22 protein-coding genes are annotated in these 24,620 nt (G+C 73.3%); 5 read left to right on the top strand and 17 right to left on the bottom strand.

Features of this window, described 5'->3' with window-relative positions:
• Positions 1 to 32: 32 nt before the first annotated feature.
• Entirely contained in the window at positions 33 to 2,069 is a 2,037-nt protein-coding gene (locus ACQEV8_RS28390; protein WP_432965754.1) for a thioredoxin domain-containing protein, read from the bottom strand.
• A gap of 331 nt (positions 2,070 to 2,400) precedes the next feature.
• On the opposite strand from ACQEV8_RS28390, the gene ACQEV8_RS28385 reads away from it, so the two are divergent.
• Positions 2,401 to 3,618: an MAB_1171c family putative transporter gene (locus ACQEV8_RS28385; protein WP_432965751.1), complete on the top strand. Its 1,218-nt coding sequence runs from the start codon at positions 2,401 to 2,403 to the stop codon at positions 3,616 to 3,618.
• Positions 3,619 to 3,643: 25 nt separating this feature from the next.
• Here the strand turns inward: ACQEV8_RS28385 and ACQEV8_RS28380 are convergent, their stop codons facing one another.
• The 13 genes from ACQEV8_RS28380 to ACQEV8_RS28320 form a co-directional block, all read right to left on the bottom strand.
• The gene (locus ACQEV8_RS28380) at positions 3,644 to 4,891 is read right to left on the bottom strand and encodes an acyltransferase family protein (RefSeq protein ID WP_432965748.1); all 1,248 of its coding nucleotides are present in this window, start codon (positions 4,889 to 4,891) and stop codon (positions 3,644 to 3,646) included.
• 7 nt (positions 4,892 to 4,898) lie between these two features.
• A complete protein-coding gene (locus tag ACQEV8_RS28375; protein ID WP_432965745.1) occupies positions 4,899 to 5,213 on the bottom strand; it encodes a hypothetical protein in 315 nt (104 codons plus the stop codon).
• Positions 5,183 to 6,094, bottom strand: a complete 912-nt coding sequence (locus tag ACQEV8_RS28370; protein WP_432965742.1) for an MFS transporter — start codon at positions 6,092 to 6,094, stop codon at positions 5,183 to 5,185. Before ACQEV8_RS28370 ends, ACQEV8_RS28375 begins: the two co-directional genes overlap by 31 nt.
• 67 nt (positions 6,095 to 6,161) lie before the next feature.
• The gene (locus ACQEV8_RS28365; protein WP_432965739.1) at positions 6,162 to 7,406 is read right to left on the bottom strand and encodes an acyltransferase family protein; all 1,245 of its coding nucleotides are present in this window, start codon (positions 7,404 to 7,406) and stop codon (positions 6,162 to 6,164) included.
• A 475-nt stretch (positions 7,407 to 7,881) separates the two neighbouring features.
• Positions 7,882 to 8,658: an alpha/beta fold hydrolase gene (locus ACQEV8_RS28360; protein ID WP_432965736.1), complete on the bottom strand. Its 777-nt coding sequence runs from the start codon at positions 8,656 to 8,658 to the stop codon at positions 7,882 to 7,884.
• A gap of 87 nt (positions 8,659 to 8,745) precedes the next feature.
• Positions 8,746 to 9,990: an MFS transporter gene (locus ACQEV8_RS28355; RefSeq protein ID WP_432965733.1), complete on the bottom strand. Its 1,245-nt coding sequence runs from the start codon at positions 9,988 to 9,990 to the stop codon at positions 8,746 to 8,748.
• Positions 9,987 to 11,045, bottom strand: coding sequence for a zinc-dependent alcohol dehydrogenase (locus ACQEV8_RS28350; RefSeq protein WP_432965730.1), 1,059 nt, complete (start codon positions 11,043 to 11,045; stop codon positions 9,987 to 9,989). Before ACQEV8_RS28350 ends, ACQEV8_RS28355 begins: the two co-directional genes overlap by 4 nt.
• Positions 11,042 to 11,824: a sugar phosphate isomerase/epimerase family protein gene (locus ACQEV8_RS28345; RefSeq protein ID WP_432965727.1), complete on the bottom strand. Its 783-nt coding sequence runs from the start codon at positions 11,822 to 11,824 to the stop codon at positions 11,042 to 11,044. Before ACQEV8_RS28345 ends, ACQEV8_RS28350 begins: the two co-directional genes overlap by 4 nt.
• Positions 11,821 to 12,966, bottom strand: coding sequence for an alcohol dehydrogenase catalytic domain-containing protein (locus ACQEV8_RS28340; protein ID WP_432965724.1), 1,146 nt, complete (start codon positions 12,964 to 12,966; stop codon positions 11,821 to 11,823). The genes ACQEV8_RS28345 and ACQEV8_RS28340 overlap by 4 nt, the downstream gene beginning before the upstream one ends.
• A complete protein-coding gene (locus ACQEV8_RS28335; protein ID WP_432965721.1) occupies positions 12,963 to 13,694 on the bottom strand; it encodes an ROK family protein in 732 nt (243 codons plus the stop codon). The genes ACQEV8_RS28340 and ACQEV8_RS28335 overlap by 4 nt, the downstream gene beginning before the upstream one ends.
• A gap of 505 nt (positions 13,695 to 14,199) precedes the next feature.
• Positions 14,200 to 14,901, bottom strand: a complete 702-nt coding sequence (locus tag ACQEV8_RS28330; protein WP_432965718.1) for an HAD-IA family hydrolase — start codon at positions 14,899 to 14,901, stop codon at positions 14,200 to 14,202.
• A 52-nt stretch (positions 14,902 to 14,953) separates the two neighbouring features.
• Positions 14,954 to 15,727: an SDR family NAD(P)-dependent oxidoreductase gene (locus tag ACQEV8_RS28325; protein ID WP_432965715.1), complete on the bottom strand. Its 774-nt coding sequence runs from the start codon at positions 15,725 to 15,727 to the stop codon at positions 14,954 to 14,956.
• Complete coding sequence (locus ACQEV8_RS28320; RefSeq protein ID WP_432965712.1) at positions 15,724 to 16,959, bottom strand: sedoheptulose 7-phosphate cyclase; 1,236 nt, start codon at positions 16,957 to 16,959, stop codon at positions 15,724 to 15,726. The genes ACQEV8_RS28325 and ACQEV8_RS28320 overlap by 4 nt, the downstream gene beginning before the upstream one ends.
• A 231-nt stretch (positions 16,960 to 17,190) precedes the next feature.
• On the opposite strand from ACQEV8_RS28320, the gene ACQEV8_RS28315 reads away from it, so the two are divergent.
• Both ACQEV8_RS28315 and ACQEV8_RS28310 read left to right on the top strand, forming a co-directional pair.
• Positions 17,191 to 17,655 (top strand): hypothetical protein, encoded by a 465-nt coding sequence (locus ACQEV8_RS28315; protein WP_432965709.1) that lies wholly within the window; start codon positions 17,191 to 17,193, stop codon positions 17,653 to 17,655.
• Positions 17,652 to 18,566 (top strand): NADP-dependent oxidoreductase, encoded by a 915-nt coding sequence (locus ACQEV8_RS28310; RefSeq protein ID WP_432965706.1) that lies wholly within the window; start codon positions 17,652 to 17,654, stop codon positions 18,564 to 18,566. The genes ACQEV8_RS28315 and ACQEV8_RS28310 overlap by 4 nt, the downstream gene beginning before the upstream one ends.
• Before the next feature lie 87 nt (positions 18,567 to 18,653).
• On the opposite strand, the gene ACQEV8_RS28305 is transcribed toward ACQEV8_RS28310, so the two are convergent.
• Positions 18,654 to 19,184 carry a hypothetical protein gene (locus ACQEV8_RS28305; protein WP_432965703.1) on the bottom strand — a complete coding sequence of 177 codons (531 nt, stop codon included), beginning with the start codon at positions 19,182 to 19,184 and terminating at the stop codon, positions 18,654 to 18,656.
• Between the two features lie 256 nt (positions 19,185 to 19,440).
• On the opposite strand from ACQEV8_RS28305, the gene ACQEV8_RS28300 reads away from it, so the two are divergent.
• Entirely contained in the window at positions 19,441 to 22,641 is a 3,201-nt protein-coding gene (locus ACQEV8_RS28300) for a tetratricopeptide repeat protein (RefSeq protein WP_432965700.1), read from the top strand.
• Positions 22,642 to 22,932: 291 nt separating this feature from the next.
• Complete coding sequence (locus tag ACQEV8_RS28295; protein ID WP_432965697.1) at positions 22,933 to 23,301, top strand: hypothetical protein; 369 nt, start codon at positions 22,933 to 22,935, stop codon at positions 23,299 to 23,301.
• Positions 23,302 to 23,333: 32 nt separating this feature from the next.
• On the opposite strand, the gene ACQEV8_RS28290 is transcribed toward ACQEV8_RS28295, so the two are convergent.
• Positions 23,334 to 23,639: a hypothetical protein gene (locus ACQEV8_RS28290; RefSeq protein WP_432965694.1), complete on the bottom strand. Its 306-nt coding sequence runs from the start codon at positions 23,637 to 23,639 to the stop codon at positions 23,334 to 23,336.
• Positions 23,632 to 24,513 (bottom strand): mycothiol conjugate amidase Mca, encoded by an 882-nt coding sequence (gene mca, locus ACQEV8_RS28285; RefSeq protein ID WP_432965691.1) that lies wholly within the window; start codon positions 24,511 to 24,513, stop codon positions 23,632 to 23,634. The genes ACQEV8_RS28290 and mca overlap by 8 nt, the downstream gene beginning before the upstream one ends.
• Positions 24,514 to 24,620 lie beyond the last annotated feature (107 nt).

Below are 24,620 nucleotides of genomic sequence, written 5' to 3'. Positions count from 1 at the left end.
GCAGTTCCCCGCGCCCCTGAGGGGCTGCGACTTCAGTCGCTCAGCACCGCACGCAGCCTCTCGGCTTCGGTCGTCGGGGCATCACAGGTGAAGTTACGGCAGACGTACGCGGCCGGATCACCGCCGACCAGCGGACGGTCCATGAGCAGCGGGAACTCGTCGCTCTCCGGAGCGCCGACGGCGACGACCGCGCCCGGCGCGGTGCCCAGAAGTGCCGTGCGGTGCAAGGTCCTCGTGCCCTCGTGATCGAGCGACGGCCCCACGATCGCGACCTCACGCGGCCCGTCCAGCACGGCCTCGGCCGCGGCGAGACCCCAGCCGATGAAGCGGGGCACGCGCGGCCCGAGCGCCTTGACGACACCCAACGCCCGCTCCGCGGCGGTGCGGTGGGGCTCGGACCCGGTGTGAGCGGCATAGCCGAGCAGGGCGTTCGCCGCCGCGGTCCAGCCGGACGGGGCGGCGTTGTCGGTCGGGTCCTGCGGGCGGCGGATGAGCTGCTCGGCGTCGGCGGCGGTGTCGTACAGCGAGCCCGACTCCGGGTCGGCGAAGCGGACCAGGACGTGGTCGAGGAGGAACCCGGCGAACTCCAGCCAGACGCCCTCACCGGTCACGGACGCGAGCGCGAGGAAGCCTTCCGCCACATCGGCGTAGTCCTCCAGTACGCCCGCGTTGGCGCCGGCGTGGCCGTCCTTGCTGGTGCGGGTGAGCCGGGCCTGCTCGTCGAGGTGCAGCCGGACCAGGAGATCGGCGGTGGCGACGGCGGCCTCTACGAGGTCGGGCCGGTCGAAGTAGGCGCCGGTCTCGGCGAGCGCGGCGATCGCGAGCCCGTTCCAGGCGGCCACGACCTTGTCGTCCCGGCCGGGCACGGACCGCTCGGCCCGAGCCGCGAGCAGCCGCTCCCGCACCGAGGCGATCTTCCCGGCGTCGAACAGCCCTTCCTGCTGCTGAGGCAGCTGCAGAACGGAGGCGCCCTCTTCGAAGGTGCCCTCTTCGGTCACACCGAAGTACTGCGCGGCGAGCTCGGCGTCCTGCTCCCCCAGCACCTCACGCAGCTGCTCGGGCGTCCACACGTAGTACGCGCCCTCGACGTGCTTGCCGGTGCCGTCGTCGCTGTCGGCGTCCAGCGCGGAAGCGAACCCGCCCTCGTTCGTCCGCAGTTCGCGCACCATGAAGTCGGCGGTCTCCAGCGCGACCCGGCGGGCGAGCTCGGAGCCGGTGGCACGCCAGAGGTGGGCGTACACGCGGCACAGCAGGGCGTTGTCGTACAGCATCTTCTCGAAGTGCGGCACGACCCAGTCGCGGTCGACGGAGTAGCGGGCGAAGCCGCCACCGAGCTGGTCGTAGATGCCGCCCCGGGCCATGCGTTCGCAGGTGTCGGACGCCATCTGCAGGGCGCCCTCGGCGCCGGTGCGCGCGTGATGCCGCAGCAGGAACTCCAGCACCATGGACGGCGGGAACTTCGGCGCCCCGCCGAATCCGCCGCGCTGCGGGTCGTACTCCCGGGTGAGCCCGAGCAGCGCCTGCGCGAGTTCCTCCTCACCGGGGGTCCGGTCGTCCCCGTAGGAGATCTCCCGGCCCGCCAGATCCCGGACGATCTTCCCCGCGACCTCGGTGACCTCGTCCCGCCGCTCGTCCCACGCCTGGTGCACGCCTTGGAGCACCTGCCGGAAGGAGGGCATGCCCTGGCGGGGCGAGGGCGGGAAGTACGTACCGAAGTAGAACGGCTCCGCGTCCGGCGTCAGAATCACGGTCATGGGCCAGCCGCCCTGCCCCGTCGCCGCCTGTACGGCCTCCATGTAGACGGCGTCCACGTCGGGGCGCTCTTCGCGGTCGACCTTGACGCTCACGTAGTGGGCATTGAGGTACTCGGCGGTCTGCTGGTCCTCGAAGGACTCGTGGGCCATGACATGGCACCAGTGGCACGAGCTGTACCCGACGCTCAGCAGCACCGGCACGTCCCGCCGCCGCGCCTCCTCGAACGCCTCAGGTGACCACGGCCACCAGTCGACCGGGTTGTCCGCGTGCTGGAGCAGGTAGGGAGAGGTCTCATGGGCCAGTCGGTTCGCCATGAATCCATCCTGCCGCAGGAGACCGCGCGGCGAGGGGCGCCCCTCCCGGCCGGGGCGTCGGGGTGGTGATCACGGTGGGTTTGCTCTTCGCTACCGGGGCGCCGTAGCTTGCCTGAGGCCTGCCGTCCGGATCGGGGCGCAGGTGATCGGCGGCATCTGGTCGGCGCCGGTGAACGGGGTCGGGTGTGTGCGGCCGCAAGGCGGGGCGGCAACAAGGGGGACGTGTGTTCGGCCGAAGGACGGGGCGCGGGGGCACCTCGTGCGTCCGGCGTCACCGGAGACGGGAATGCCGCGGCCGTGCTCCCGTGGGCGGGCCGCTGTGAAGGACTTCGTGAATCTGCTGGCCATCGTGACGCTGCTCGGTGGCACGGCGTGGACGCTTCCGCTGCTGATCCGGCAGCGCTTCCGTGCCCCCATGCGGGTGCGTCTGTGCCTGTCGCTCTTCCTGCTGGCCGCGGGAAACGTGCCGGCCCAGCTGTCCGATCCGGCGGCGCTGGACGGCCTCGCCTTCACCGGCTTCACGAAGCTCGCGTACAACGTGGCGATCCTGACCGGGCTGGGCCTCATGGTCGGCTTCCTGTGCGAGCGGCGCCGGCCGCTGTGGCGCAGGTGGGAGGTGGTGCTCTGCCTCCTCTGCCTGACCGCCATGGCCGGCGTGACCGCGCTGATGCCGCCGGACCTGCGCGACCACACCTTCACGCTGCCGTACCTGGACCACTGGCAGGTGCGCGCGTTCTACGACATCGGCGGCCTCTACCTGGTCTTCGGCTACACCACGTGCGCCGTGCTCGCCGCGCGGCACGCCCGGAGCAGTCGCCGGCCGCTGCTCCGGGCGTCCCTGGGCACCGTCTCCGCGGGTCTCCTCGGGCTCTCCCTCAGCTGCGTCCTGCGGATCCTGTGGGTCAACTGCCCTGCCTGCCGTGGCTTCGGGCATCACTTCACCTACCCGAACATCTTTTTGTCCGGCCAGGTGGCCACCATCGCGGTGTGCGCCGGGCTGAGTCTGCCGGCCTTCGCCAGCGCCGCTCAGTTCCTGCGGGAGCGCTCTGTCCAGCGGGCCCGGTTCCGTGAGCTGGAAGAGCTGTGGCGGCGGCTCGTGGACTTCTATCCGGAGCTGGTCCTGGAGCAGCGCCGGGGCCGTCGGTGGCTGCCGCTCCTGGACTACACCTCGGCCGTGTACCGCAGGTATGTGGAGTGCCGGGACGGGCTCACCCGGCTCAGCCCCTATCTGCACCGCGCCGCACGGGAGGCTGCCGGAGATCAGATCGGAGAGACGGCCGGGGAGAAGGCCGGAGAGCAGCCCGGGGAGACGGGCATGCCGGCGGCCGGGCCGGACCTGGTGCGCCTGGTCGACCGGTCGCTGCGGCTGCGCGGTGAGGCGGACCTCGCCGCTGCCGCGACACCGGAACCCGCGGTCTTCGTGGCCCCGGGGGACGGTCACGACGCCGGCTACGAGAGCGACTTGGCCGGCCTGATCGCGCTCTCCCGGGGGCTGCGGGAACTGCGCTCCGCCCCGGCGGAGAGCGACTCCCGCGCCGTCCGCCTCTGACACACCGCCGAGACCGGAGCCCGCCTCAGGCCGTGGGTACCGGCTCGGCTGCGCTGTCCCCGGCGCTGTCCCCGGCCGGTACTCGGGCCGGCCCGGTGCGGGTCGCCGCGGGCGGCGACACGAGGACCGGTTCGGACGGTGTCCGGGGCGTGCGCCCGCGGGGCCGGGCCCACCGGCGCATGACGGGGCGTTCCACGCACACCATCACCAGCCAGCCCAGGGCTAGCGTGACCAGCAGCAGGACGAGCAGTTCGAGCACGCCGCCGGCCAGGCCGTAGGTCGCGTTGTGCAGTACGTGGGTCCGGCCGTAGTAGAGGACCACGTACTGCGCGAGGTAGAAGCCGAAGGACACCTCCCCCAGCCAGCGCATCACGCGGCCGCTCAGCAGCGTGCGCTCGCCGCGGATGTCGGCCATGGCCACCGCGCACACCAGCACACCGACCGGGACGACGGTGGCCACGGTGAACCCGTACAGGAACGGCACGTTCAGCGCGAGCGCGTAGCCGGCCACGGCCAGCGCGAGCGCACCGGCGAGCGGTACGCGGGGGAACCGGCCCGCGAGGACCAGCCGGGCGAGCAGCATGCCGAGGACGAACTCGAACAGGCGGCCAGGGGGGAAGTTGTAGCCGAGCCAGAACTGGAGGGAGGAGATGGGGAATCCCTCGGGGGTGCGCGGCTGCGCCGGGACCAGCAGGTCGACGGCGGCTTCGAGGGCCACCATGCCCGCCACCATGGCACCGGCCCAGGCCCACAGCCGCTCCGTACGGATGCGCCGCACCGGCCTGATGAGGAAGGGGAAGAGCAGGTAGAACAGCAGCTCGCTGCAGAGCGACCAGCTCGGTGCGTTGACGCTGATGTAGATGCCGTGCTGCGGGAACCACGAGTGGATCAGGAAGAGGTTCGGCAGCCACGCGGTGAGCGGGGTCGCCGCCCCGGCGAAGAGCACCATCGCCAGGGCCCACATGGCGAGATGGTTGGGAAAGATCTTGAGCAGCCGGCGGCGCCAGAACGCCACGACCGTGTCGTCCCGCCTGCTCGACCAGGTCAGCACGAAGCCGCTCAGCACGAAGAAGAAGGACACCCCCATCCAGCCCGCCTTGCTGAACAGCCACTGGAATGCCTCGGCCTGGCCGCGGTCCGCGAAGGGGTTCGTCAGGGGCTCGAAGAAGGAGGAGTGGAAGAAGAAGACCAGGACCGCCGCGATGAACCGCAGGCCGGTCAGCGAGGGCAGGGGTGCCGGGCGTCTGGAGGGGGCGTCGTGCGGTGTGGTCACCACGGGGTCACCTCTCGGGGGTGGGGACGGCGAGGGGAAGGGGGTCCGGCGTGCGGTCGGCCGGAGCGCGGCGGGCCGCGCGGGCCAGGCCGAGCACGAGCAGCGCGCCCGCGGCGGTGAGGGCGGCGGCGCCGAGGGGCACGGCACGGGTGCCGAAGCCGGAGTCGATGAGGAGACCGCCGATCCACGAACCGAGCGCGGCGCCGAGCCCGAAGGCGGACATGTTGGCGGTCAGGGACAGCGTGGGCGCGTCGGCCGCCTCGGCCAGCACCTTGGCCTGGAGGCCGGGGATCAGGGCGAAGGTGGCGAGCGAGAACAGCACGAGGGCGAGGGCGCCGCCGGCCGGGTGGGGGCGAGGAGCCAGGCGAGCAGGCAGACGGCCACCAGCGCCCAGGACAGCTGTCCCACGGCCCGGTCGACGCCGCGGTCCGCGTACCGCCCACCGAGCAGGTTGCCCACGATGGAGCCCACTCCGTAGGCGAGGAGCACGGCGGGCACCCACTGCCGGGAGAGCCGGCCCACGCCGGTCAGCAGCGGCACCATGTAGGTGATCAGGGTGAACATGCCGCCGGAGCACAGCACGGTGGCGCCCACCGTGCCCCAGACGGCCGGGCGGCGGAACACCCGTGCCTCATGAGCCGCCGTCACGGTCGGGGCGGGGGTGTCGGGCACCCAGGCGAGGACGAGGACGACGGCCACCGAGGCCAGCGCCGCGACGATGCCGAACGGGGCCCGCCAGTCGTAGTGCTGGGCGAGGAAGGAGCCCATGGGGACGCCGAGGACGGTGGCGAGGTTGATCCCGAGCTGGGTGGCGGCGATGGCGGCCCCGCTCTTGCCCTCCCCCACCATGGCGCCAGCGGTGACGACGCACACCGCCATGAAGGTGCCGTGCACCACCGCGGTCAGGACCCGGCCGGCCATCAGCACGCCGAAGCCCGGCGCCAGGGCGCAGACGACGTTGCCCAGGACGAAGACGGCCAGCAGGCCCACCAGCAGCGTCTTGCGGCGTACGCGGGTGGTGAGCGCGGTGACCAGCGGGCCGCCGACCACCATCGTCAGCGCGTAGGCGGTCACCAGCAGGCCGGCCATGGCCAGGCTCACGGTGAGGTCGGCGGAGAGATCGTCCAGCATGCCGCTGGGTGACAGCTCCGCGGTGCCGACACAGAAGATCGCGAGGATCAGGGCGGCGAGTCGGAACGGCATGAGTGTGCACCTTCGAGTCGTGCGGGAGGGACAGCGGGTGGCCGCCGGGCCCGGGGGTGGCGGCCGGTCAGGCGACCGTGGCGGCGGGTGCCTTGGCCCGGGGGCGGGCCCAGCGGCGTACCAGCGGCTTCTCCACCCAGGCGTACATCGCCCAGGAGACCAGGACCGACACGGCGCACTCGGCGACGACGAAGGCGGTCACGGCCCAGCCGGACTCCAGGCGGGCGCCGAAGAGGTCGCGCGCCTCGGAGAGCACGATGAAGTGGAGCAGGTAGAAGGCGAAGGAGACCTCGCCGAGCCAGACCATCGCGCGATGCCGGAAGGGAGTGGGCCGGCCCGACGCGTCCGCCAGCGCTCCGGCCGCGATCAGCAGGGCGCAGGGTACGAGGCACACCGCGCGCTGGGCGAACAGGTACGGCACGCCGGGGAGTTCGGCGATCGCATAGCTCGCCGCAAGCAGCAGGCCGGAGGGGACGAGGCCGATGTCGCGCCAGCGGCCCAGCATGACGGCGCGGGCGACCAGGATGCCGAGCAGGAAGTCGAGCAGCCGGGCGGGCGGGAAGACGTAGGCGAACCAGAGGTGGAGACCGGAGACACCGGGCTCGTTCGACATGTAGACGTCGCCGGGCGGAATGAAGGTGGTGGCCAGCCAGGGCGTGGCGCACACGGCGGCGATGACACCCGCGATCCAGAACTTCAGCCGCTGCGGGGCGATCCGCCGGACGCCGGCGAAGAGGAGCGGGAAGCAGAGGTAGAAGAAGACCTCGGTGGACAGCGACCAGCCCGGGGAGTTCACGGCGAAGTTGGTGGCGTAGTCCGGCACCCAGGACTGGAGCATGAAGAAGGTGGCCGCCGACTGCCACGGAGCGGTACCGGCCGCGATCAGCAGCATCGCGAGCGCCCAGGCGACGACGTAGTTGGGCACGATCTTGACGTACCGCCGGCGCCAGAACGAGGTCCGCGGGTCCCCGTCGCGGGCGGACCAGGCGAGGACGAAGCCGCTGAGGAGGAAGAAGAACGTGACGCCCAGGCCGCCGGCCTGCTCGACCATGCGCGCGAAGAGGGTGTCGTTCGCGTCGCCGGCCATGAGCCAGTGGGCGGGCAGGGAGAGGTGGAACAGGAAGACGAGCAGGGCCGCCGGGAACCGCATGCCCGTCAGGGAGGGCAGCCGGACCGCCGGACCGCCGACCCGTGGTGCGTCGGCGCCGGCCGGCGCTGCGCCGACGGGTTCCGTGCCGGCGGGTCCTTCGCGTCTGGGTGCCGGAGGCGGCGGCGGTATGAGCTCGGTCGGGGCGGTCTGGGGTGTGGCCATGGGCGGGCTTTCCTTGACTGGACGGGCTCGACGAGCGCACGACGGGCAGGGCTTGGGGCTGGGCTGTGCTGCGGCTGCGGCTGGAGCGGTGGCTGCGGCTGCGGCTGGAGCGGTGGCTGGAGCGGTGGCAGTGGCCCGGGGCGGGTCAGGGCGACGGCCCGAGGGGCGGCCTCAGGGGGCGGCCTCAGGAGGCCTGCCGGGGCCGGGGCCGGATGGGCGGGGCGAGCCAGGGCTGTTCAGCCGGAAGGGCAGGCGGTGGGCGTACGGCCGGCCGGGACCGGACCGAAACCACCGGGCCGGGGCAGCTCAGCCAGGAGGCCGGCGATGAGGGCGGGCAGCCGAGAGGGCCGGGCGACGGCGGGAGGTGGTCGGCCGGTCCGGGCCGGGGCGAGACGAGCCGGTGGGGGCGGGTCACCGGGGAGCGGCGGGCGGTGGGCTTACGGCCGGCCGCCCCGAGAGGTCCGTGGCGTCCGGGTCAGTCCAGGAACTTGCGGATGGCGTTCACCAGTTCCTCCGGCGCCTCGGCCGGCACCAGGTGACCGCTCTCGATCTCCAGGTAGTCACTGCCCGGGATCGACTCGTGCAGCTCGCGGGAGTGGTCGACGGGCACGAGCTGGTCGTGACGGCAGCCGACCACCAGCGTGGGAACACCGATCTTCGGCAGCAGCTCCCGGATGTCGGCGTCCAGGCCGAGTTCGATCTGCCGCAGCGTGCCCTCGTTGACCTCGGCGCCGCCCACGGCCGCGTCGAAGCCCTCCTCGTCCAGGTTCGCAAGGAAGCCCGGGGTGAAGAGCAGCAGGCTGATGTAGTGCGAGTACAGCTCCGGGCTGAGGTCGGCCAGCCGGCGCCAGACGGTGAAGCCCAGGCGCTTGCGCAGGTCGTCGTTGCGCGCCCAGCCGGCCACCAGCACCAGCCGGCGGACCCGCTCGGGGCGGCGGGCCGCGGCCATCACCGCGATGAGCGCGCCGAGCGAGAAGCCCACGACGTCGACGGGTTCGTCGGTCGCCTCGTCGGCGGCACCGAGCACCTGGTCGGCGAGCCGCTCCAGCGACAGCGGGCTGCCGTCGTCGACGGTCCCGCCGCTGCCCGCGTAGTCGGGAAGGATCACGGTGCGCCGGTCGGTGAACTCCTCGACCAGGTGACCGTAGTTGGCCTCGCCGGTGGCGCCGGTGCCGTGCACCAGGAGCAGACCGGGGCCCTGGCCCTCGGTGCGGTAGTGCACGGTCGCGCTGTCGACGGATGTCTGAGGCATCTCATTGCCTTCCTGGGTGGGGGGAACGGTCGGGAGTGGAAGCGAATCTATAGAAGCGTAGCTGCCACTATATAAGCAAGTTGATTTTCAAGGGTGCACCGGTGCTTCGCTCGCGGGCACCGGGCGCAGCACCAGGACCGCCAGCAGCACGGCCGCCACGAGCGCGGTCGAGGCGACCGGCAGCCAGAACGAGGAGTGGCCGAGCAGCGCGGCGCCCAGCGCCGAGCCCCCCGCGATCCCGATCTGAAAGCCGGTGACGTAGACCGAGGAGGCCCGGTCGGCGTCCTTGCCCGCCAGGCGCATCACGCCGGTCTGGAAGACGGGACCTGCGGCGGCGAACGCACCGCCCCACAGGGCCACCGCGGCCGCGGCCGCCGCGCCGCGCACCGCGGCGGAGCCCAGGGCCGGCGACAGCGCCAGCAGGGCGACGCCCGCGGCGAACACCCCGATGGTCACGACCGCCGTCCGCTGCGGAGCGGAGTCGTTGTTCCGGCCCGCCAGATACGTGCCCACGGCTCCGGCGAGCCCGAAGACCGCGAGCAGCACGACCACGGCGGTGGAGGTGCCGGTGATGTCGGCGACGAGGACGGCGAAGTAGGTGTAGCTCAGGAAGTGCGCGGTGATCAGCACCACCGCCACGGCGCACAGGGTCAGTACGCGCGGCCAGTGCACGGCCGGCAGCGCCGCCTCCGTGACGGCCGTCCCGTGCGGTCCGCCGGTGTCCGGCCGCGGCGCGTCGCCGCGCGGCCGGAGGGCCCACACCAGTCCGACGGTCACGGCCACGGTCGCCGCCGCGAGGACCAGGGCCGTGGCGCGCCAGCCGATCAGCTCGCCGATGAGCGTGGTCCCCGGGCTGCCGGCGATCGCGGCGAGCGTGGACCCGCCGAACACCGCCGCGGTGGCGGTGCCCACCCGCGACCGCGGCACCAGCGTGGCCGCGGCCGGGGCGATGAGCGACCACAGCACCCCGTGCGTCAGGGCCGCGGCGACCCGGCTGACCACCATCATCGAGAAGCTGGTCGCGGCCGCCGCGAGCAGCTCGGCGGCGACGAGGACGAGCAGGGAGACCACCAGCGCGGTGCCCCGGGAGACACGGGAGGCCAGCGCGACCGTCGGCACGGTGACGACGGCGGCGACCACGGCGTACCCGCTGATCAGCAGCCCCACCCGGCCGGTCGGGACATCCAGACTGCGGGCGATGTCCGTGATGAGCCCGACCGGGAAGACCTCGAAGGTGACATAGACGAAGGTGGCGCACGCCAGGACGGCCAGCCGCGCGGCGGTCGCCGCGTCGATCCGTTCCCGTTCCCGGGCCACTGCCGTGCCGCTCATGCGGTCTCGGATACGGCGAACGCCGGGTCGGATGCGCCGGGCGGCGGGCCGAGCCGCACCAGGACCTTGGGGCGGCTCCGGTTCCCGTCGGTGAGGCGGGCGAAGGCGGCGTCCAGTTCGTCCAGCGGGAAGACCCGGTCGACGAGGGCGTCCAGGTTCACCGCGCCCGACTCGACGAGGCCGACGAGCCGGTCCCAGTAGCCGATGCCGGACAGTACGCCGTGCAGCGTCACGTCCCGGATCACCAGGCCCGCCGCGTCGAATCCGTCCACGGCGTGGTGGGGGGTGCCCAGCTGGGCGATGCGTCCGCCCGCCGCGACCAGGCGGACGGCGGAGCGGACCGCCGCCTCGTTGCCCGACGCCTCGATCACGGCGTCGTAGGCCTCCTCGTCCGCCGCGCCCGGGCCGGCCTGGGCGCGCAGGCCCAGCTCGGCGGCCAGCTCCCGGGCGGCGGGGTGCGGGTCGAGGACGACGGTGTCCGCCCCGATCGCGCGGGCCGTCTGCGCCGCGGCGAGCCCGAGCGTGCCCGCGCCCAGCACGGCGACGCGGTCGGAGGCGGTCACGGCGAGCCGGTCCACGGCGTGCACCGCTGCGGCGGTCGGCTCCAGCAGGGCACCCGCCGCGTCGGACAGGGCGTCCGGAATCCGGGTGAGGGTGTCGACCGGCACGGTGATCAGCTGGGCGCCGGCGCCCGGGCGGGGGCCGAGCACACCGATCTCGCTGCGGTCCGGGCAGGAGCGGACGCGTCCGGCGCGGCAGTGCGCGCACTTGCCGCAGCCGCGGAAGTTGTGGCCCGACACGCGTCGCCCGAGCAGTTCCGGGCCGGTCTCGGGGCCGGTCTCGACGACGGTGCCGATCCACTCGTGGCCGAGGACGAAGGGGTAGCTCTTCAGCCCGTCCCGCACGTAGTTGCTGCTGCCGTCGAAGAAGCCCAGGTCGGTGCCGCACAGCCCGAGCAGGCCCACCCGGACGAGGACTTCGCCGGGGCCGGGTTCGGGCGGTGCGGTGTCGGTGACCGACAGGGTGCGGGGGGCGATGAGCTGGATGGCTTTCATGGTGCGTCCTTCGGGTGACGGTTTTCGGCCGCGCGGCGGCATCGTGCGATGTCCTCGCGCAGACGGTCCGGGGCGTCCCGGTAGTCGTTCTCCACCAGCACCGAGCGAGCGCCGGAGCCGCGCAGCAGGGCCGGGAGGCCGGCGGTGGAGAAAGCCGTACGGGAGCCGTCCTTGATGTGCAGGTCCGGCAGCAGCAGCCCGGCTGCCCCGACCAGTTCGGCGAAGGCGAGCGGCCGCTGCCCCGCGTCGAGCAGGTTGCCGGTGTCCAGGACCAGGCGCAGGGCGGGATGGTCCACCGCCCGGGCAAGCTCCAGGGAGTCGTGCGGGCCGAGCGGCGACTCGTAGGCGACCAGCGGGTCCGCCCCCGCGAGCCGCTCGCACAGGCCGCGCAGCGCCTCGGCCGTCCCGGCGCGCAGGGGGGCGGTGACCGGCAGGCTCCGCCGGAACCCGGGCACGTGCAGTACGGCGACGCCGAGCTGCCGGGCGCAGTCCAGGGCTCGCAGCAGGAGGTCCACGGCCGCCGGGTCGGGGGTGCCGTCCTCCCGCGCCAGGCCGATGTCGTTGAGGTGGTTGACGGCGAGGACGGGCACCGGGATCTCCCCGGCGGTCGTCTCGGCCGCCCGCAGCGCGACGGGGTCGCTCAGCGGCGGCCCGCGGTGGGCGCCGCCGTAGTCCAGGTGCAGTCGGTCGGCCCCCGCCGCGGCAGCGGCCCGTGCCGCCGCCCGGCGGTCGGTGCCGATACGCCACTGCGGCGCGGCCACGGCTATCGGCGCGGTCATGACATGCCCCCGATGCGCACGGCCGCCTTGAGCACCCGGCGCCCGCCGGCCCTGCGCGTGGACGAGGTCAGCACGGTGTTGACGAGGTCGGCGGCCTCCTCCAGGCCGACCTGGTGGGTGAGCACCTCCTCGCCGAGGGCCGGGGTGGTGCGCAGCAGGTCGACGGCCTCCCGCAGATGGTCACCGGAGACACCCCGGTGGCCGCAGAGCAGGAGCCTGCCGTGCGGTCGGGTGAACTCCTCGACCCTCGGAGGCCAGGGTGTGCCGCCGCAGTTGACCGCGCGGATCGTGGCGGCGTCGATGTCGCCCGTGGTCAGCGGCACCGGGCCCGAGGGCACGCCGGCGTGCAGGTCGACCAGGAGCGTGCCCGGCACGTACCGGTCCAGGGCGGTCAGCGCCTCCCGCGTGCCGGTGCGCGGTGTGGCGATCACGGCGACGACAGGCGAGGGCAGGCCCGCGAGCAGCCGGGGGAGGCCGGCGGCGTGCGGATCGGTGGCGTCGTCGCCGTGCCCCACGAGGAGGGTGTGCGGTCCGGGCCGCTCCGACAGCCACAGGTCGCGTGCGAGGCGCCCCACGATGCCGTCCCCCCAGACGACCAGGGCCGCCGGGGTCAGGGCGTGGCACGCGATCCGGGCGCCGTACAGGGCGGAGGCGAGCGGTTCCGCGAGCGCGGCCACGCGCGGCTGCGCGGCGTCGGCGGGCACCGGGACGACCAGTCCGGCGCGTACGGCCGTGGCGGGGATGCGGGTGCGTTCCGCCCACAGGCCGGGGAGATTGTGGCCGAGCAGGAAGGACGCGTCGTGCGGGTGCGTGGGGTTCACGGTGACCGGCGTGCCGGCCGGCAGCCCGGACTCCCCGGGCTCGACCACGTACGCGACGCCCTCGTGTCCGAGGACGGGGCTGGGGTCGTCACGCAGGCCGCGCAGGATCTGCCAGTCGGTGCCGCAGATGCCCACGGCCGTCGGCGCCAGCAGCATGTCGCCCGGGTCGAGCCGTGGTGTGCGCACCTCGGCCACCTCGACCAGGGTGCGGCCCGAGCCGTCGGGCGCCCGGCGGACCAGGGCGCGGTGGGTGGCGCCGGTCACGGGCCGACCCGCGGCGCTCACCGGCCGGCCTCCGGGCAGCAGGCCCCCCGCGCTCATCGGCTGATCCCCGGAATCCAGTCGCCGACGCGTCGCACGCCGCGCAGGGCGTCCACCTGCCCCGGTCCGCAGAACACGAGCCGGTCGTCGAGCCAGGCGTCGTCACGCCCCCGGTCGGCGTAGGAGGTAGCGGTGGAGAGCCGGCGGCGGATCTCGGCCGCGTAGGGGGCGCCGAGTCCCTCGGCCACTCCCCCGCCGATCCCGATCAGGTCGAGATGCGGGTCGAGGCACCACAGGGTGCGCAGCAGCTGGGCCACCGGGGCGGCGCACAGCTCCAGCAGCCGGCGCGCGCCGGGGTCGTCCGAGGCGAGGGCGCCGGGGAGCCAGTCGGCGATCCGCGGGGCCTCGGGGAGTCCGAGCCGCCGGGCCGCGCGGACGAGGCCCGGCCCGGATGCGACCGAGGCGAGATGGTCCGTCGCGCCGCACTCGCAGGGCAGCCCCGCGAGGACGTCCGCGCCGGGCTCGGTGAGCGGGACCGGCAGATGGCCGACCTCTCCCTGCAGTCCCCAGGCGTCGACCGGGATCCTGGTCCGCTCCAGGTCCGCGATGCGCAGCGCGATGCCGCTGCTGACGGTCAGATAGGCGACCCGGCGGGTACCGGGACGGGCGTGCACGGCGGCGAAGTCCAGCAGCGCTGCGGTGACGTCGTTGACGAGGTGCCAGGTGACGTCGGGCCGGTGCCCGCGCAGGTCTGCGGCGAGGTCGTACGGGGCGGCCTCGTCCCCCACAGCGGGGCCGATCCGTAGACGGTGCCGGTCAGATGGTCGATGGCCGCGCCGAAGGACAGGGCGGCGCGGGCACCGGCCGGGACCCGGTCGCCGAGCAGCTCGACCATGTCCGCCCGCAGCCGGGCGGTGGAGCGGTCCGGGTGACGCAGGCGGCTGGGCGAGGGCACTCGTTCCACCGGCGCGTCCGGCCCGCCGACGCGCATCCGCACCCAGGTGCCGCCGATGTCCGCCGCGAACGTGGCGGCCGGTGCGCCGGGGCCGGTCCGGCGGCCCTCGGGGGATTGTCGGCCCTGGGGGACGTGCCGGCCCTCGGGGACATCCCGGCCCCCGGCGACATGCCGAACCTCAGAAGCGTCCCGACCCCCGGCGACACCCCGCCCCCCGGAGGCACCTCGGCCCTCGGAGGCGTCCCGACTCCCGGGGACATGCCGAACCTCAGAGGCATCCCAACCCCCGGAGACGTCCCAACCCCCGGCGACATCCCGGAGCGGCGTGGCGGCCCGGGTCACGACTGGACCACCGCTCCCGCAGGGACCCCCGCTCCCGCGGCGACCGGCTCGGGCACGTCCAGGGTCACCCCGGCCCGCCCCGGCTCCCTCGGGAGGACCCGGAATCCGCGGAAGTCGGCCCAGCGGGGAGCCACGTCGTCGTACGCGTCGAGTCCGCCGATGACCACGGTGTGTCCGCAGCCGGCGAGCCCGGCCCGCACTCCGGCGCCGGAGTCCTCGACCACGACGGCGTCCTCGGGCGCGCAGCCGAGCGCGGCGGCGGCCCGCAGATAGCCCTCGGGGTCCGGCTTGCCGTGCGTCACGTCGTCCGCGCTCACCAGGAGCCGGGGCAGCGGAAGCCCCGCCGCCGCCATCCGCACCTCCGCGAGGCGGCGGCCGGCGGAGGTGACCACGGCCCAGGCGTGCGGCGGCAGCGCGGTCAGCAGCGCCCGGGCGCCGGGGACCTCCGTGATGCCGGTGGTCTCCGACTCCTCGTGCGCGACGAGGCGCCGGGTCTCCGCGGCCGCCTGGTCAGGGTCGGGGAGGAAGTGGCGCACGGTCTCCCGGGTGGGGCGCCCGTGGGCGAAGGCCAGCACCTCCGTGAGATCGAGCCGGTGCCGTTCGCAGAAGCCGGCCCAGGTGGCCTCGACCAGTACGGTCGAGTCCACGAGAGTGCCGTCCATGTCGAACAGCAGTGCTGCCGCGTGCAGTTGAGGCAAGAGTTGCTCCAGAGAAGGGTCAGCGGAGGAACCGGTGACGACGGAAACCCGGCTAGACGCGGGCGATCGGACGCGACTGCGACACGGGAAGGTCCTCCGCGACGGACGACCAGGTGGTGTCGGGGTGCACGACGAGCGCGTCACCGGCGTACGGCACGCCCCGGGTGCGGGCGAGTTCGGCGGCCAGCGGTGCGAAGGTGGCCGGGGACATGTAGCCGCTGTAGTCGAAGTCCGTGGACCGGCGGGCCCTGATGCCGGGGCTGTCCACCATCCCGGCGGGCAGGGCCTGCACGAACGTCGTCTCGGCGGGATCGATCTCCTGGGCGACCGACCGGATCAGCGAGTCGGCGGCGGCCTTGGTGGCGGCGTAGCCCGAGCGGTTCGGACCGGCGTTGTAGACGACCTCGGACGAGATGTGCAGGAACAGGCCGGGACCGGCCGTGCGCAACGCCGGGAGCGCCGCGCGCAGCGCCCAGGACAGGCCGTGCACGTTGATCGCGAACTGGTCCAGCCAGTCGGCCTCGCTCACCCGCGTGAACGGCTCGCGCCGGGCGGTGAAGTAGACAGCGGAGTAGCAGGCCAGGTCCACCCGCTCCGGGATACCCGTACGCAGGGCCTCCTTGGCCTGCTCCGGGTCGCGGAAGTCCAGCCGGTGCCAGACCAGCCGGTCGCCGCCGGCACCGGCGGGCCGGCTGCGGCTGAAGACATGGGTCTCGATGCCGGAGGCGGCCCAGGCGTCGGCGACGCCCCGCCCGATCCCGGTCGATCCGCCGAACACCACGGCCCGCTCGGGCCTGCGCTCGGGAATGTGCGCGGGGGTGCTCACGCGCCCACCAGGGCCTCGGCCGGAGCGCCCTGTGCCGTGCCCCGGGCCCGGCCGCGCAACAGCTCCGTCGCCGCGCGCAGTTCGGCGGGCTCGACGTCGTTGACGAAGCGGTGTCGCCCGATGCCGACCGGCAGCGGCAGCCGCTGGTGGCCGTCGCGGTGGCGCACCGTGTCGCGCAGCGCCTCCTCCAGCAGGCTCGGGTCGTCCAGCACGTCGTTCCACAGCGGCAGCCCGAGTGCCTGGATGACGGAGAAGATCCGGTCGGCCTGCGCCTGGCTGACGTCACCGCGCAGGGTGCTCAGCGCCGTGGTGAGCGCCATGTCGATCACGACGGCCTCGCCGTGCAGCAGCTCGGGGAGGGCGTGCATCTCGATGGTCGGGCTGAAGGTGTGGCCGTAGTCCACGCAGCGCTCCAGCGCGGACTCCCACAGGTTGGGCTGGAGTTCCTCGAGCATGAGGTGGATGGACTCGGCGACGATGGCGTCGGCGGCCTGGGCGAGGTCGCCGGTGGATCCCTGGAAGCGGTCCGCCCGCACCTCGGGACCGCGCTTCTCCAGCAGCTCGAACAGCTCCTCGGAGCGGATCAGCGCCATCTTCAGTATCTCGGCGAGGCCGTTGCTGATGTGCCGCAGGTCCAGGCTGCTCAGGAAGGAGCGGTCGAGGAAGGTGGCCGTGGCCGCCGCGTACGTGCCCAGCCGGTTCTTGCCGGTGTCGTAGTTGACCCCGGTCTTGACGCCGACTCCCGCGTCGACGAGGCCGATCAGCGTCGTGGGGATGCGGATGTACGGGGTGCCCCGCCGGTAGAGGCTCGCCGCGAATCCGACGATGTCGGTGAGCACCCCGCCGCCGATGGCGATGACGGGCTCGCGGCGGCGGTCGATGCCGAAGTCGTTCATCGCGTCGACGACCCGGGACACGGCGTCCCACTGCTTGACGGTCTCGTCGGCGCGCAGGACGAGCACCGTCGTCCCGATGCCGTGGAAGGCGAAGAACTCGCGGATCCGCGCGCCGTGCAGCGCGTCCACGTTCTCGTCGATCACGACGAGCCGCCGCTCACCGGCCCGCAGCGGGGTGTCCGGGCAGCCGGTCAGCAGCGTGGTGTTGTCCGGCGAGAAGAGGTGGTCGGAGCTGACGACGTGGTACCGCACCTGGCGTACCGCCTCGATCGTCCAGGCCGGACCGTCGTCCATGGCCAGGCGGAGCCCCTGGGTGAACTGAGTACCGCTATGCATGTCCCCTCCGAAGATCTTGTGCCACATCACTGAACAACAGGCAGGTTTATCGGCACTGCGTCCAATATAGTAGCAGCGTGACCCGCTGGGTGTCGCAGTGCTACGCTCGTGATCAAGGAGACGAGGTTGTCGGCGCACGGGGGAGCACGCTGCGCGCACCCGTCGGACAGAGCCGCCCGACGCATTGCCTCCGCCCCCCTGAGTCGCCGGAGCCTTAGGAAGGTCGACCGCATGGCCACGCTGGCAGAACGTCTGAATGCCTGGTTCGCGGATGCCGCCACGGCCAATGCCGTGGGCCGCCTGCGTGAACCGACAACCTCCGAGGTCGCCCAGGCGATCTCGCAGGACCCGAGCCACGACGTCACCATCTCCCGGAGCTATCTGACGGCGTTGCGCAACGGCTCGCAGACCAACCCGACGGTGAGTGTGCTCTCGGCGATCGTGCGCTACTTCCAGACCCGGGAGATGACGCTGCCGGTGTCGGTGAGCGCCCTCATCTCCGAGGCCGCGCCGCCCGCCGCCGTCCAGGAGGAGAAGGACGAGTGGGCCGAGGCGCTCTCCGACCGGCAGGTGCGCTCGATCGCGATGCGCGCCGGCCGGCTCACGCCGGAGATGCGTGAGCAGCTTTTGTCGATCATGGACGTCCTGGACGACCCGAAGTCCGCGAGGTCCGGCAGCGAGGAGGATGACATATGAGGGCTGTCTGCCTGTCACGGACCGGAGGACCGGAGGTGCTGGAAGTCCGGGACGTGCCGGAGCCGGAGGCCGCGGAGAGCCTGGTGGTGATCAAGACCGCAGCCACCGCCGTCAACCCGGTGGACCTGGCGACCCGTTCGGGGCAGATACCCACCTCCCTGCCCGCCGTACTCGGCTGGGACCTGGCGGGCACCGTCGAGCACGCCCCCGAGGGCTCCGGCTTCCGCACCGGCGACCGTGTCCTGGCGATGACCGCCCAACTGGGCACGGGCGTGGGCAGCATGGCCGAGTACGTCGCCTTCGATCCGCGCTACGTCGCACACGTCCCGGACGGAATGCCGCTCACGGACGCAGCCGCGCTGCCCCTGGCGGGTGTGACCGCCGTGCAGTTGCTGCGCCGGACCCCGGAGCGCCACGGCAAGCGGATCCTGCTGATCGGCGCCCAGGGCGGCGTCGGCGGTCACATCGCGGCCCGCCTGCTCGACGAGGAGTCGGCCCGCACCGACCTGCTCGTCCGGCCCGCCGACCGTTCCGCCTGGCAGGAGCAGCGGGCCGGACGCCCCGCCGAGGGCGCGGTGCTCACCGACCCCTCGCAGGTCGAGGCCGGGGCCTACGACATCGTGATCGACGCCGGTGGCGCACCCGGCCTGATCGAGGCCGTACGTCCGGGGGGTGCCTTCCTCACCATCACCCCGTTCAGCGCCCCGGACCCGGCCAGCCACCCCGACGTGGCGTACACCCTGATCGGTGTGGAGCTGGACCGGGACGACCTGGTGAGCGTGGCCGAGGCCGCGGCCCGGGGAACCGGCCCGGGCCAGGGGATCACGGTGCTCCCCTTCGAAGAGGCGGCGGAGGCCCACCGCCGCCTGGAAAGCGGCGGCTTCCGCGGCAAGCTGGTGCTGGTCCCTTAGGGGCTCCAGGCCCCTGGGAGACCCTCAGGGGCTCAGGCCCCTCAGGGACCAGGGGCCTGAGGGGCCCTCAGAAACCCTCAGGGCCCTTCACGTCAGCCCGTTCCCGAAGACGAGGCTGCCGTGGACGGAGGGCCGCCACGGCTCGTCGAGGCCGTAGCGCTGCGCCTGCCGCTGCATCGACATCGCCTGGTGCATGAGCGTGGACGCGACGATCTCGGCGTCCCGCTCGTCCCGGTCGGAGTAGCAGGAGCGCCACTGCGGCAGCTCGGGCCGTTCACCGGCCAGGTCGTAGGCGACGATGTGGCCGACCTCGTGCAGGATGATGTGCTGCTGGTGCGCCCTGGTGGTCTTCGCCTGATAGACGATGACATCCTCGTCCTTACGGGCGAGCAAAATCCCGAACGGCCCGTCGGCGGGCAGATCCCACTTCAGCAGCTTGATGGGGGTGCCGCGCTGCTCGGCCAGTAAAGCGCACAGCGTGGTGACCCCGAGCGGCAGCGGTGGCGCGAGCTCTCGCATCAGCCGACGGCTGTGCGCTCTCAACTCGGCGTCTCTGCGCCGGTCCTCGACAGCCGCCGGGAAACGCCCCGCCCCACGCCGGAACAGTCTGCTGAACACCTGACCCCCTGTGTCTGACGACATCGACTCACGGACCGCACACGACGCACCGTTGAGCCAGAGCAGGCCGGTACCCAATCTACGCCCCCGGGCTCCCCGCCCGTCCGACGGGCCCGCGAACCCCGGCGGGCCCGGCCTTTCACACCATCCGGCCACGCACGCCCTCTCGCCCCGATGCGCCGTCCACCGCACACTTGACCAAGAAACGACCGTGGGCACGAGCAAGGGCACGCCGTGCCGCCGAAGGGGACGTGACATGCGGGACAGTCATCGGGCGGAGGCCGAGGGGCTGTTGGCGCGGGCCGTGGAGGAGGAGGTGCGGCGGACCGGCGGGCGCAGCGACGGGAAGGTGCTGCTCGCGCGGGCGCGCGGTGGGCTCGACGCGATGGCGCGGAGCTCGGCGGAGGAGTACGAGGCCTACACCCGCGCCCTGGACGAAGCGGCGGCCGGGCAGCTCACGTTCGGACAGCGGTACGCGCGTGAGGGCGCCGGGACTCCGCTGCTGGTGGCCGGGGTCGCGGCGGTCGCGGCCGTCGTCGCCGACCTGGCACTCGGTACGGGCACCGGGACGGCGCTGGGCGCGGGCGTGGCCGTCGGCATCGTGGCCGCCGCGGCGACGGTCGCGAAAGTGGTCGGATCGCATGTGCCGGCCGCGCACCGCCGCGCCGGGGCCGTGAGCCAGCCGGGCGGGCCCGAACAACTGCGGCTGCAGTGGCTGACGGCACTGGAGGTGCGGGGCATCAGGCCGTTCCTGGACCAGCAGCGGGTGCTCGCCGCCTCCACCGGGCCGAAGAAGACCGGGCCGCGACTGCGGGGAGCCGACAAGAGCGCGGCGGCGCGCGGGCGCAATGTGCTGGAGCAGTCCTTCGCGCAACTCCCGGATCCAGCCGAGCCGTTCGCGGGGCGGCGGCCGGAACTGGCACAGATCAGGCAGTGGGTGCAGGCGGCCCGCGCGAGCACGGAGACTCAGCCGACGGTGGTCGTCCTGCACGGCACACCCGGCAGCGGCCGTACGACGCTCGCGGTGCGGGCCACGCACGATCTGCGGGACTACTTCCGCGGCGCCTGCGTCGTCGATCTGCGGGCCGAGGGCCCGGGCGGGTCCCCGCTGTCCACCCGCGACGCCCTGCTGCATCTGCTCAACCGGCTCGGCGCGCCCCGTGAACAACTGCTGTTCCGTGAGCGCTCCTCTCCCGACCAGCAGGTCAAGCGGCTGAGCGAGCTGTACCACCAGCATCTGACGGGCCTGCCCGTCACGATCGTCCTGGACGACGCCTCGGACGCCGAGCAGATCCGCGCCCTGGTCCCGGAGCGGTCCGACAGCCTGGTGCTGGTGACCGCGCGGGGCCCGCTGACATTGGACGAGCTTCCCGCGCGAGTGCATCAGCTGGCGGTGGAGCCGCTGGACGCGGCGGGTGCGGAGGAACTGCTGGGCGCTGCGGCGCAGGACCGTTCCGGGCCGTACGACGCCGAGTCCGCGGACCAGGTCCGGGAGCTGTGCGGCGGACTGCCGCTGGCGCTGCGCATCGTGGGGTCGTGCCTCGGCCCGCGCTCCCCGCGCGCGCTGGCGACGGACCTCGGCGCGTACGGCCCGGTCGAGCCGGTGGAGCGCGCCCTGTGGCTGCGCTACACCGACCAGCCGGACACCGTACGGCGGCTGCTGCGCCGGCTGGCCCTGGCCGGCCGGGCCTCGCTCGGTGCCGCCGCGGCCGCCGCGCTGCTGGCCACCGACGAGGCGGAGGCCAAGCGCCAGCTGCAGGCCCTGACCCGCGCGGGCCTGATCGACCATGTCCGGGGCGACCGCTACCGGCTGCACGACCTGGTCCGCGCCTTCGCCCAGGCCCGGCTCCTCGACGAGGAGGAACCCGCCGAGCGCACGGCGGCGCAGGAGCGGCTGATCGTGAACTACGCCGAGCTGGCCGACTCGGTGCTGCGCATGGTCGACGGCAACATGTCGACCCGCACCAACCGCTTCAGCCCGTACGGCTTCACCTCCCTCGACGAGGCACTGCGCTGGCTGGACGACGAGTCGAGCTTCATCACGGCGGCGCTGCGGCACGCCGAGGGCGTGGACCAGGCGGCGGTGCTGAACCTGCTGGGCGCCCTGTGCGACTACTGCCTGCTGCGCGGCGACCTCTACCGGCTGGGCGAGATCAGCGAACTGGCGCAGGCGGTGGACGAGGGCCTGCTGGTCCGCTCGGTGCAGTGGCGCACCGGCATCGCGGCGCGGCAGCTGGGCGAACTCGACAAGGCCCGCACCACCCTCGCCTCGGTCGTCGACCTCTACCGGGAGGCCCACCACGACGCGGGTGCCGCCCGCGCCCTGTGCTCCCTCGGCATCACCCTGCACCACCAGGGCAATCTGACGGAGGCGTCGGCGAAGCTCCGCGAGGCCCTGGCCCTGCAGTCCTCCGCCGAGCTGGCGACGGACCGGGCGTGGACGATGCACGCCCTGGCGGCGGTGGAGCGGGACCGCGCCCGGGTCGCCGAGGCCCTGGAGCTGCTCACCGAGTCCCTGGTCCTGCACCGCGCCGGCGAGTCCGTGCACGGCCAGGCCTGGGCCCACTTCCAGCTCGGTCAACTGGGCCTGCGCATGGGCGACGTCCCGCGCGCCGAGTCCGAACTGCGCGCGGCCCTCGACCTCTACGGCCGTACCCGCGACGCCCGCGGCGAGGCCTGGGCCCTGACCCAGCTGGCCCGGGCCCTGCTGGTCGCCGGTGACGCGTCCCCGGCCGTGGAGGAACTGCGCGGCGCGGCGGCCCGGCACCGCGACAACGAGGACGCGCGGGGGGAGGCCTGGACCCTCTACTACCTGGGCCAGGCCCTGGAGGAGACGGGCAACCTCGACCAGGCGGTCCGCGAACTCGAACGCTCCCGCACCATGTTCTCCCGTATGCGCGACGTCTACGGCCTGGCCTGCGCCCGCCACCACTCGGCCCGCGTCACCCGCGACCAGCGCGCCGCCCAGACGGGCTCCCTGCGCAACTCCGGCTTCGCCCGCCAGCTCCTGGTCGACGCCCGCGCCGACTTCCAGCGCATCGGCGTCGCCCACGGCGAGGCGTGGACCTGCCTGGAACTGGCGGTCGTGGACGCGGGCAACGCCCGCACCCAGCAGGCGCTCGCCCTGTGCGAGGAGGCGACGGCCCTCTTCACGTCGTACGACGACCGCCGGGGCGAGGACTGGGCGCGCTTCCTGCGCTGCACGCTGCTGCCGTACGCGGCCCCCGGCGGCGCGGAGGTCGGCACGGCCGTCGCCCAGGAGGAACTGTCCCAGCTGTCCCGCGCGGGCCATCCCCTGCGGGACGAGAAGCTCGACGAGTACATCGACGCCTGGGGGCTGTTGCTGGAGCGGGGCGTGAGCCTGGAGGCGGGGTGGCAGGCGTGGGGGCTGGGGATGACGCCGAGCCGGCATGCGCGGGAGGTGATGGGGGTGGCGGTTTCGGCGGAACGGGGGTGAGGCGGGCCCGGAGGGGTTCTAGTCGGACGCTGACGACGTGTGCGGGACTGCGACCGCAGGAGAAGAGTCGCGGCGGGGCGGGACGACGGGGGGAGCCCTTGGAACAGCAACTGCGGGGTCCGACGCCGCCTCCGGACTGCCCGGACTTCTTCGGGCGGGCGGAAGAGCGCAGGGAGGTCGTGGAGTGGCTGCGGCTACGTCGTGCCGACCCGACGTCGCACTCCGTCCGCTCCCCCGCCGTGCTGGTGCTGCACGGCCCCGCCCGGTGTGGGCAGATCCGCCTTGGCCGCCATGGCCTGTCGTCACGAGAGCGCGGTGACGCACTGGGTCTCCCTCGACGACGCCACCAGCGCGGACGTCGAGCCGACGCTGTTACGGCTGCTCGGCGAGTGCGGGGCCTCGCGCACCGCCATCGTGCGGGCAGCCCTGGAGCGCGGCCGGTTCGGGCGCGTCCTGCGGCACGAACTCGCGGAGGGACTGAGCGACCGTCTGCTGCCGCGCGCCGAGCCCCACCCCCTCGCCGCGCTCGACCATCGCTTCGTCAGCGTGGACGCGAGCGACGTCTTCGTCCGGGGGCACGGCCCGGCGGTCGCCCACTCCGACCATCTGCGGCCGGAGACGGCGCACCTGCTGCTGTCACTGGCCGCCCACAGCCGGTGACAGTGCGCTGCCGACGGGCGGCAGCCGGGTGGTCAGCCGTTCGCGGACGGCTTCTTCGCGGACCCCGCGGCGCTCTCGGCGGCACCCTTCGACTCCGGCTGCGGCTCGGACTCCGCCTCCGCCTCCGCCTGCTCGGCCTTGGGGTCCGGGACCTGGGTGAAGTCGACCCGGTTCATGTGCCGGCTCATGGACTTCATCAGGGCCCACACCGCCAGGGCCATCGCCGCGAACACGATGAAGCCGAGGACGCCGGGGGTGACCTTGTCCTCGTCGACCTCCTTGGCGAAGGAGACGAGGTGCGTCATTGCCAGGCTTGCGCTTGCGCTCATGTCAGGCATTGTCGCGGACGCCCGCGAAGAGGTCGTCCTCGGGGAGGGAGGTATCGGCGAGAGACTTCGCCAGCTCGTACTCCTCCGTCGGCCAGACCTCCTTCTGGATGTCCATCGGCACCCGGAACCAGCCCCCGTCCGGATCGATCTGCGTGGCGTGCGCGATCAGCGCCTTGTCGCGGATCTCGTAGAAGTCGCCGCACGGCACGTGCGTGGTGAGCGTGCGCTCCTTCATGCCGAACTCGTCCCAGCGCTTGAGCCAGTCCCCGTAGGGCGACTCCAGGCCCCGGTCCAGCATCGCCTGGTGCAGCGCCTCGGTGCGGGGGCGGTTGAAGCCCTGGTTGTAGTACATCTTCAGCGGCTGGTACGCCGGGCCGTACTCGGCCTCCGGGTACTTCTCGGTGTCCGCCGCCCCCTCGAACGCGACCATCGAGATCTTGTGGGTCATGATGTGGTCGGGGTGCGGATAGCCGCCGTTCTCGTCGTAGGTGGTGATCACCTGGGGGCGGAAGGCGCGGATCTTCCGCACCAGCTCACCGGCCGCCACGTCGACGTCCTCCAGGGCGAAGCAGCCCTCCGGCAGCGGCGGCAGCGGGTCGCCCTCGGGCAGCCCCGAGTCGACGAAGCCGAGCCACTCCTGCTTGACCCCGAGGATCTCCCGGGCCTCGTCCATCTCCTTCTTGCGTACCTCGTGGATGTGCTCCTCGACGTACTTGTCGCCCTGGAGCCTGGGATTGAGGATGGAGCCGCGCTCCCCGCCCGTGCAGGTCACGACCAGCACGTCCACCCCCTCGGACACGTACTTCGCCATGGTCGCCGCGCCCTTGCTCGACTCGTCGTCGGGGTGGGCGTGAACGGCCATCAGTCGCAACTGGTCAGTCAAGACTCAATCCTCAGTAAGTCGGCGCCCTGTGTGCGTCGGCGCAATCAGCGGCTTCTATAGTGACCGAACCGGGGGGCGAATAATTCCGGGACCGGGCCACAGGGCCT

This window comes from Streptomyces sp. CA-179760 (assembly GCF_050937045.1).
GTDB lineage: Bacteria > Actinomycetota > Actinomycetes > Streptomycetales > Streptomycetaceae > Streptomyces.
This window is presented reverse-complemented; position numbering and strand designations above follow the sequence as displayed.

Excerpts from the sequence above, each read along its gene's own strand:
- ACQEV8_RS28390 (WP_432965754.1), bottom strand. The coding sequence starts at position 2,069 with ATGGCGAACCGACTGGCCCATGAGACCTCTCCCTACCTGCTCCAGCAC.
- ACQEV8_RS28370 (WP_432965742.1), bottom strand. The coding sequence starts at position 6,094 with ATGCCGTTCCGACTCGCCGCCCTGATCCTCGCGATCTTCTGTGTCGGC.
- ACQEV8_RS28365 (WP_432965739.1), bottom strand. The coding sequence starts at position 7,406 with ATGGCCACACCCCAGACCGCCCCGACCGAGCTCATACCGCCGCCGCCT.
- ACQEV8_RS28360 (WP_432965736.1), bottom strand. The coding sequence starts at position 8,658 with ATGCCTCAGACATCCGTCGACAGCGCGACCGTGCACTACCGCACCGAG.
- ACQEV8_RS28355 (WP_432965733.1), bottom strand. The coding sequence starts at position 9,990 with ATGAGCGGCACGGCAGTGGCCCGGGAACGGGAACGGATCGACGCGGCG.
- ACQEV8_RS28350 (WP_432965730.1), bottom strand. The coding sequence starts at position 11,045 with ATGAAAGCCATCCAGCTCATCGCCCCCCGCACCCTGTCGGTCACCGAC.
- ACQEV8_RS28345 (WP_432965727.1), bottom strand. The coding sequence starts at position 11,824 with ATGACCGCGCCGATAGCCGTGGCCGCGCCGCAGTGGCGTATCGGCACC.
- ACQEV8_RS28340 (WP_432965724.1), bottom strand. The coding sequence starts at position 12,966 with ATGAGCGCGGGGGGCCTGCTGCCCGGAGGCCGGCCGGTGAGCGCCGCG.
- ACQEV8_RS28320 (WP_432965712.1), bottom strand. The coding sequence starts at position 16,959 with ATGCATAGCGGTACTCAGTTCACCCAGGGGCTCCGCCTGGCCATGGAC.
- ACQEV8_RS28315 (WP_432965709.1), top strand. The coding sequence starts at position 17,191 with ATGGCCACGCTGGCAGAACGTCTGAATGCCTGGTTCGCGGATGCCGCC.
- ACQEV8_RS28310 (WP_432965706.1), top strand. The coding sequence starts at position 17,652 with ATGAGGGCTGTCTGCCTGTCACGGACCGGAGGACCGGAGGTGCTGGAA.
- ACQEV8_RS28300 (WP_432965700.1), top strand. The coding sequence starts at position 19,441 with ATGCGGGACAGTCATCGGGCGGAGGCCGAGGGGCTGTTGGCGCGGGCC.
- ACQEV8_RS28295 (WP_432965697.1), top strand. The coding sequence starts at position 22,933 with ATGGCCTGTCGTCACGAGAGCGCGGTGACGCACTGGGTCTCCCTCGAC.
- ACQEV8_RS28290 (WP_432965694.1), bottom strand. The coding sequence starts at position 23,639 with ATGCCTGACATGAGCGCAAGCGCAAGCCTGGCAATGACGCACCTCGTC.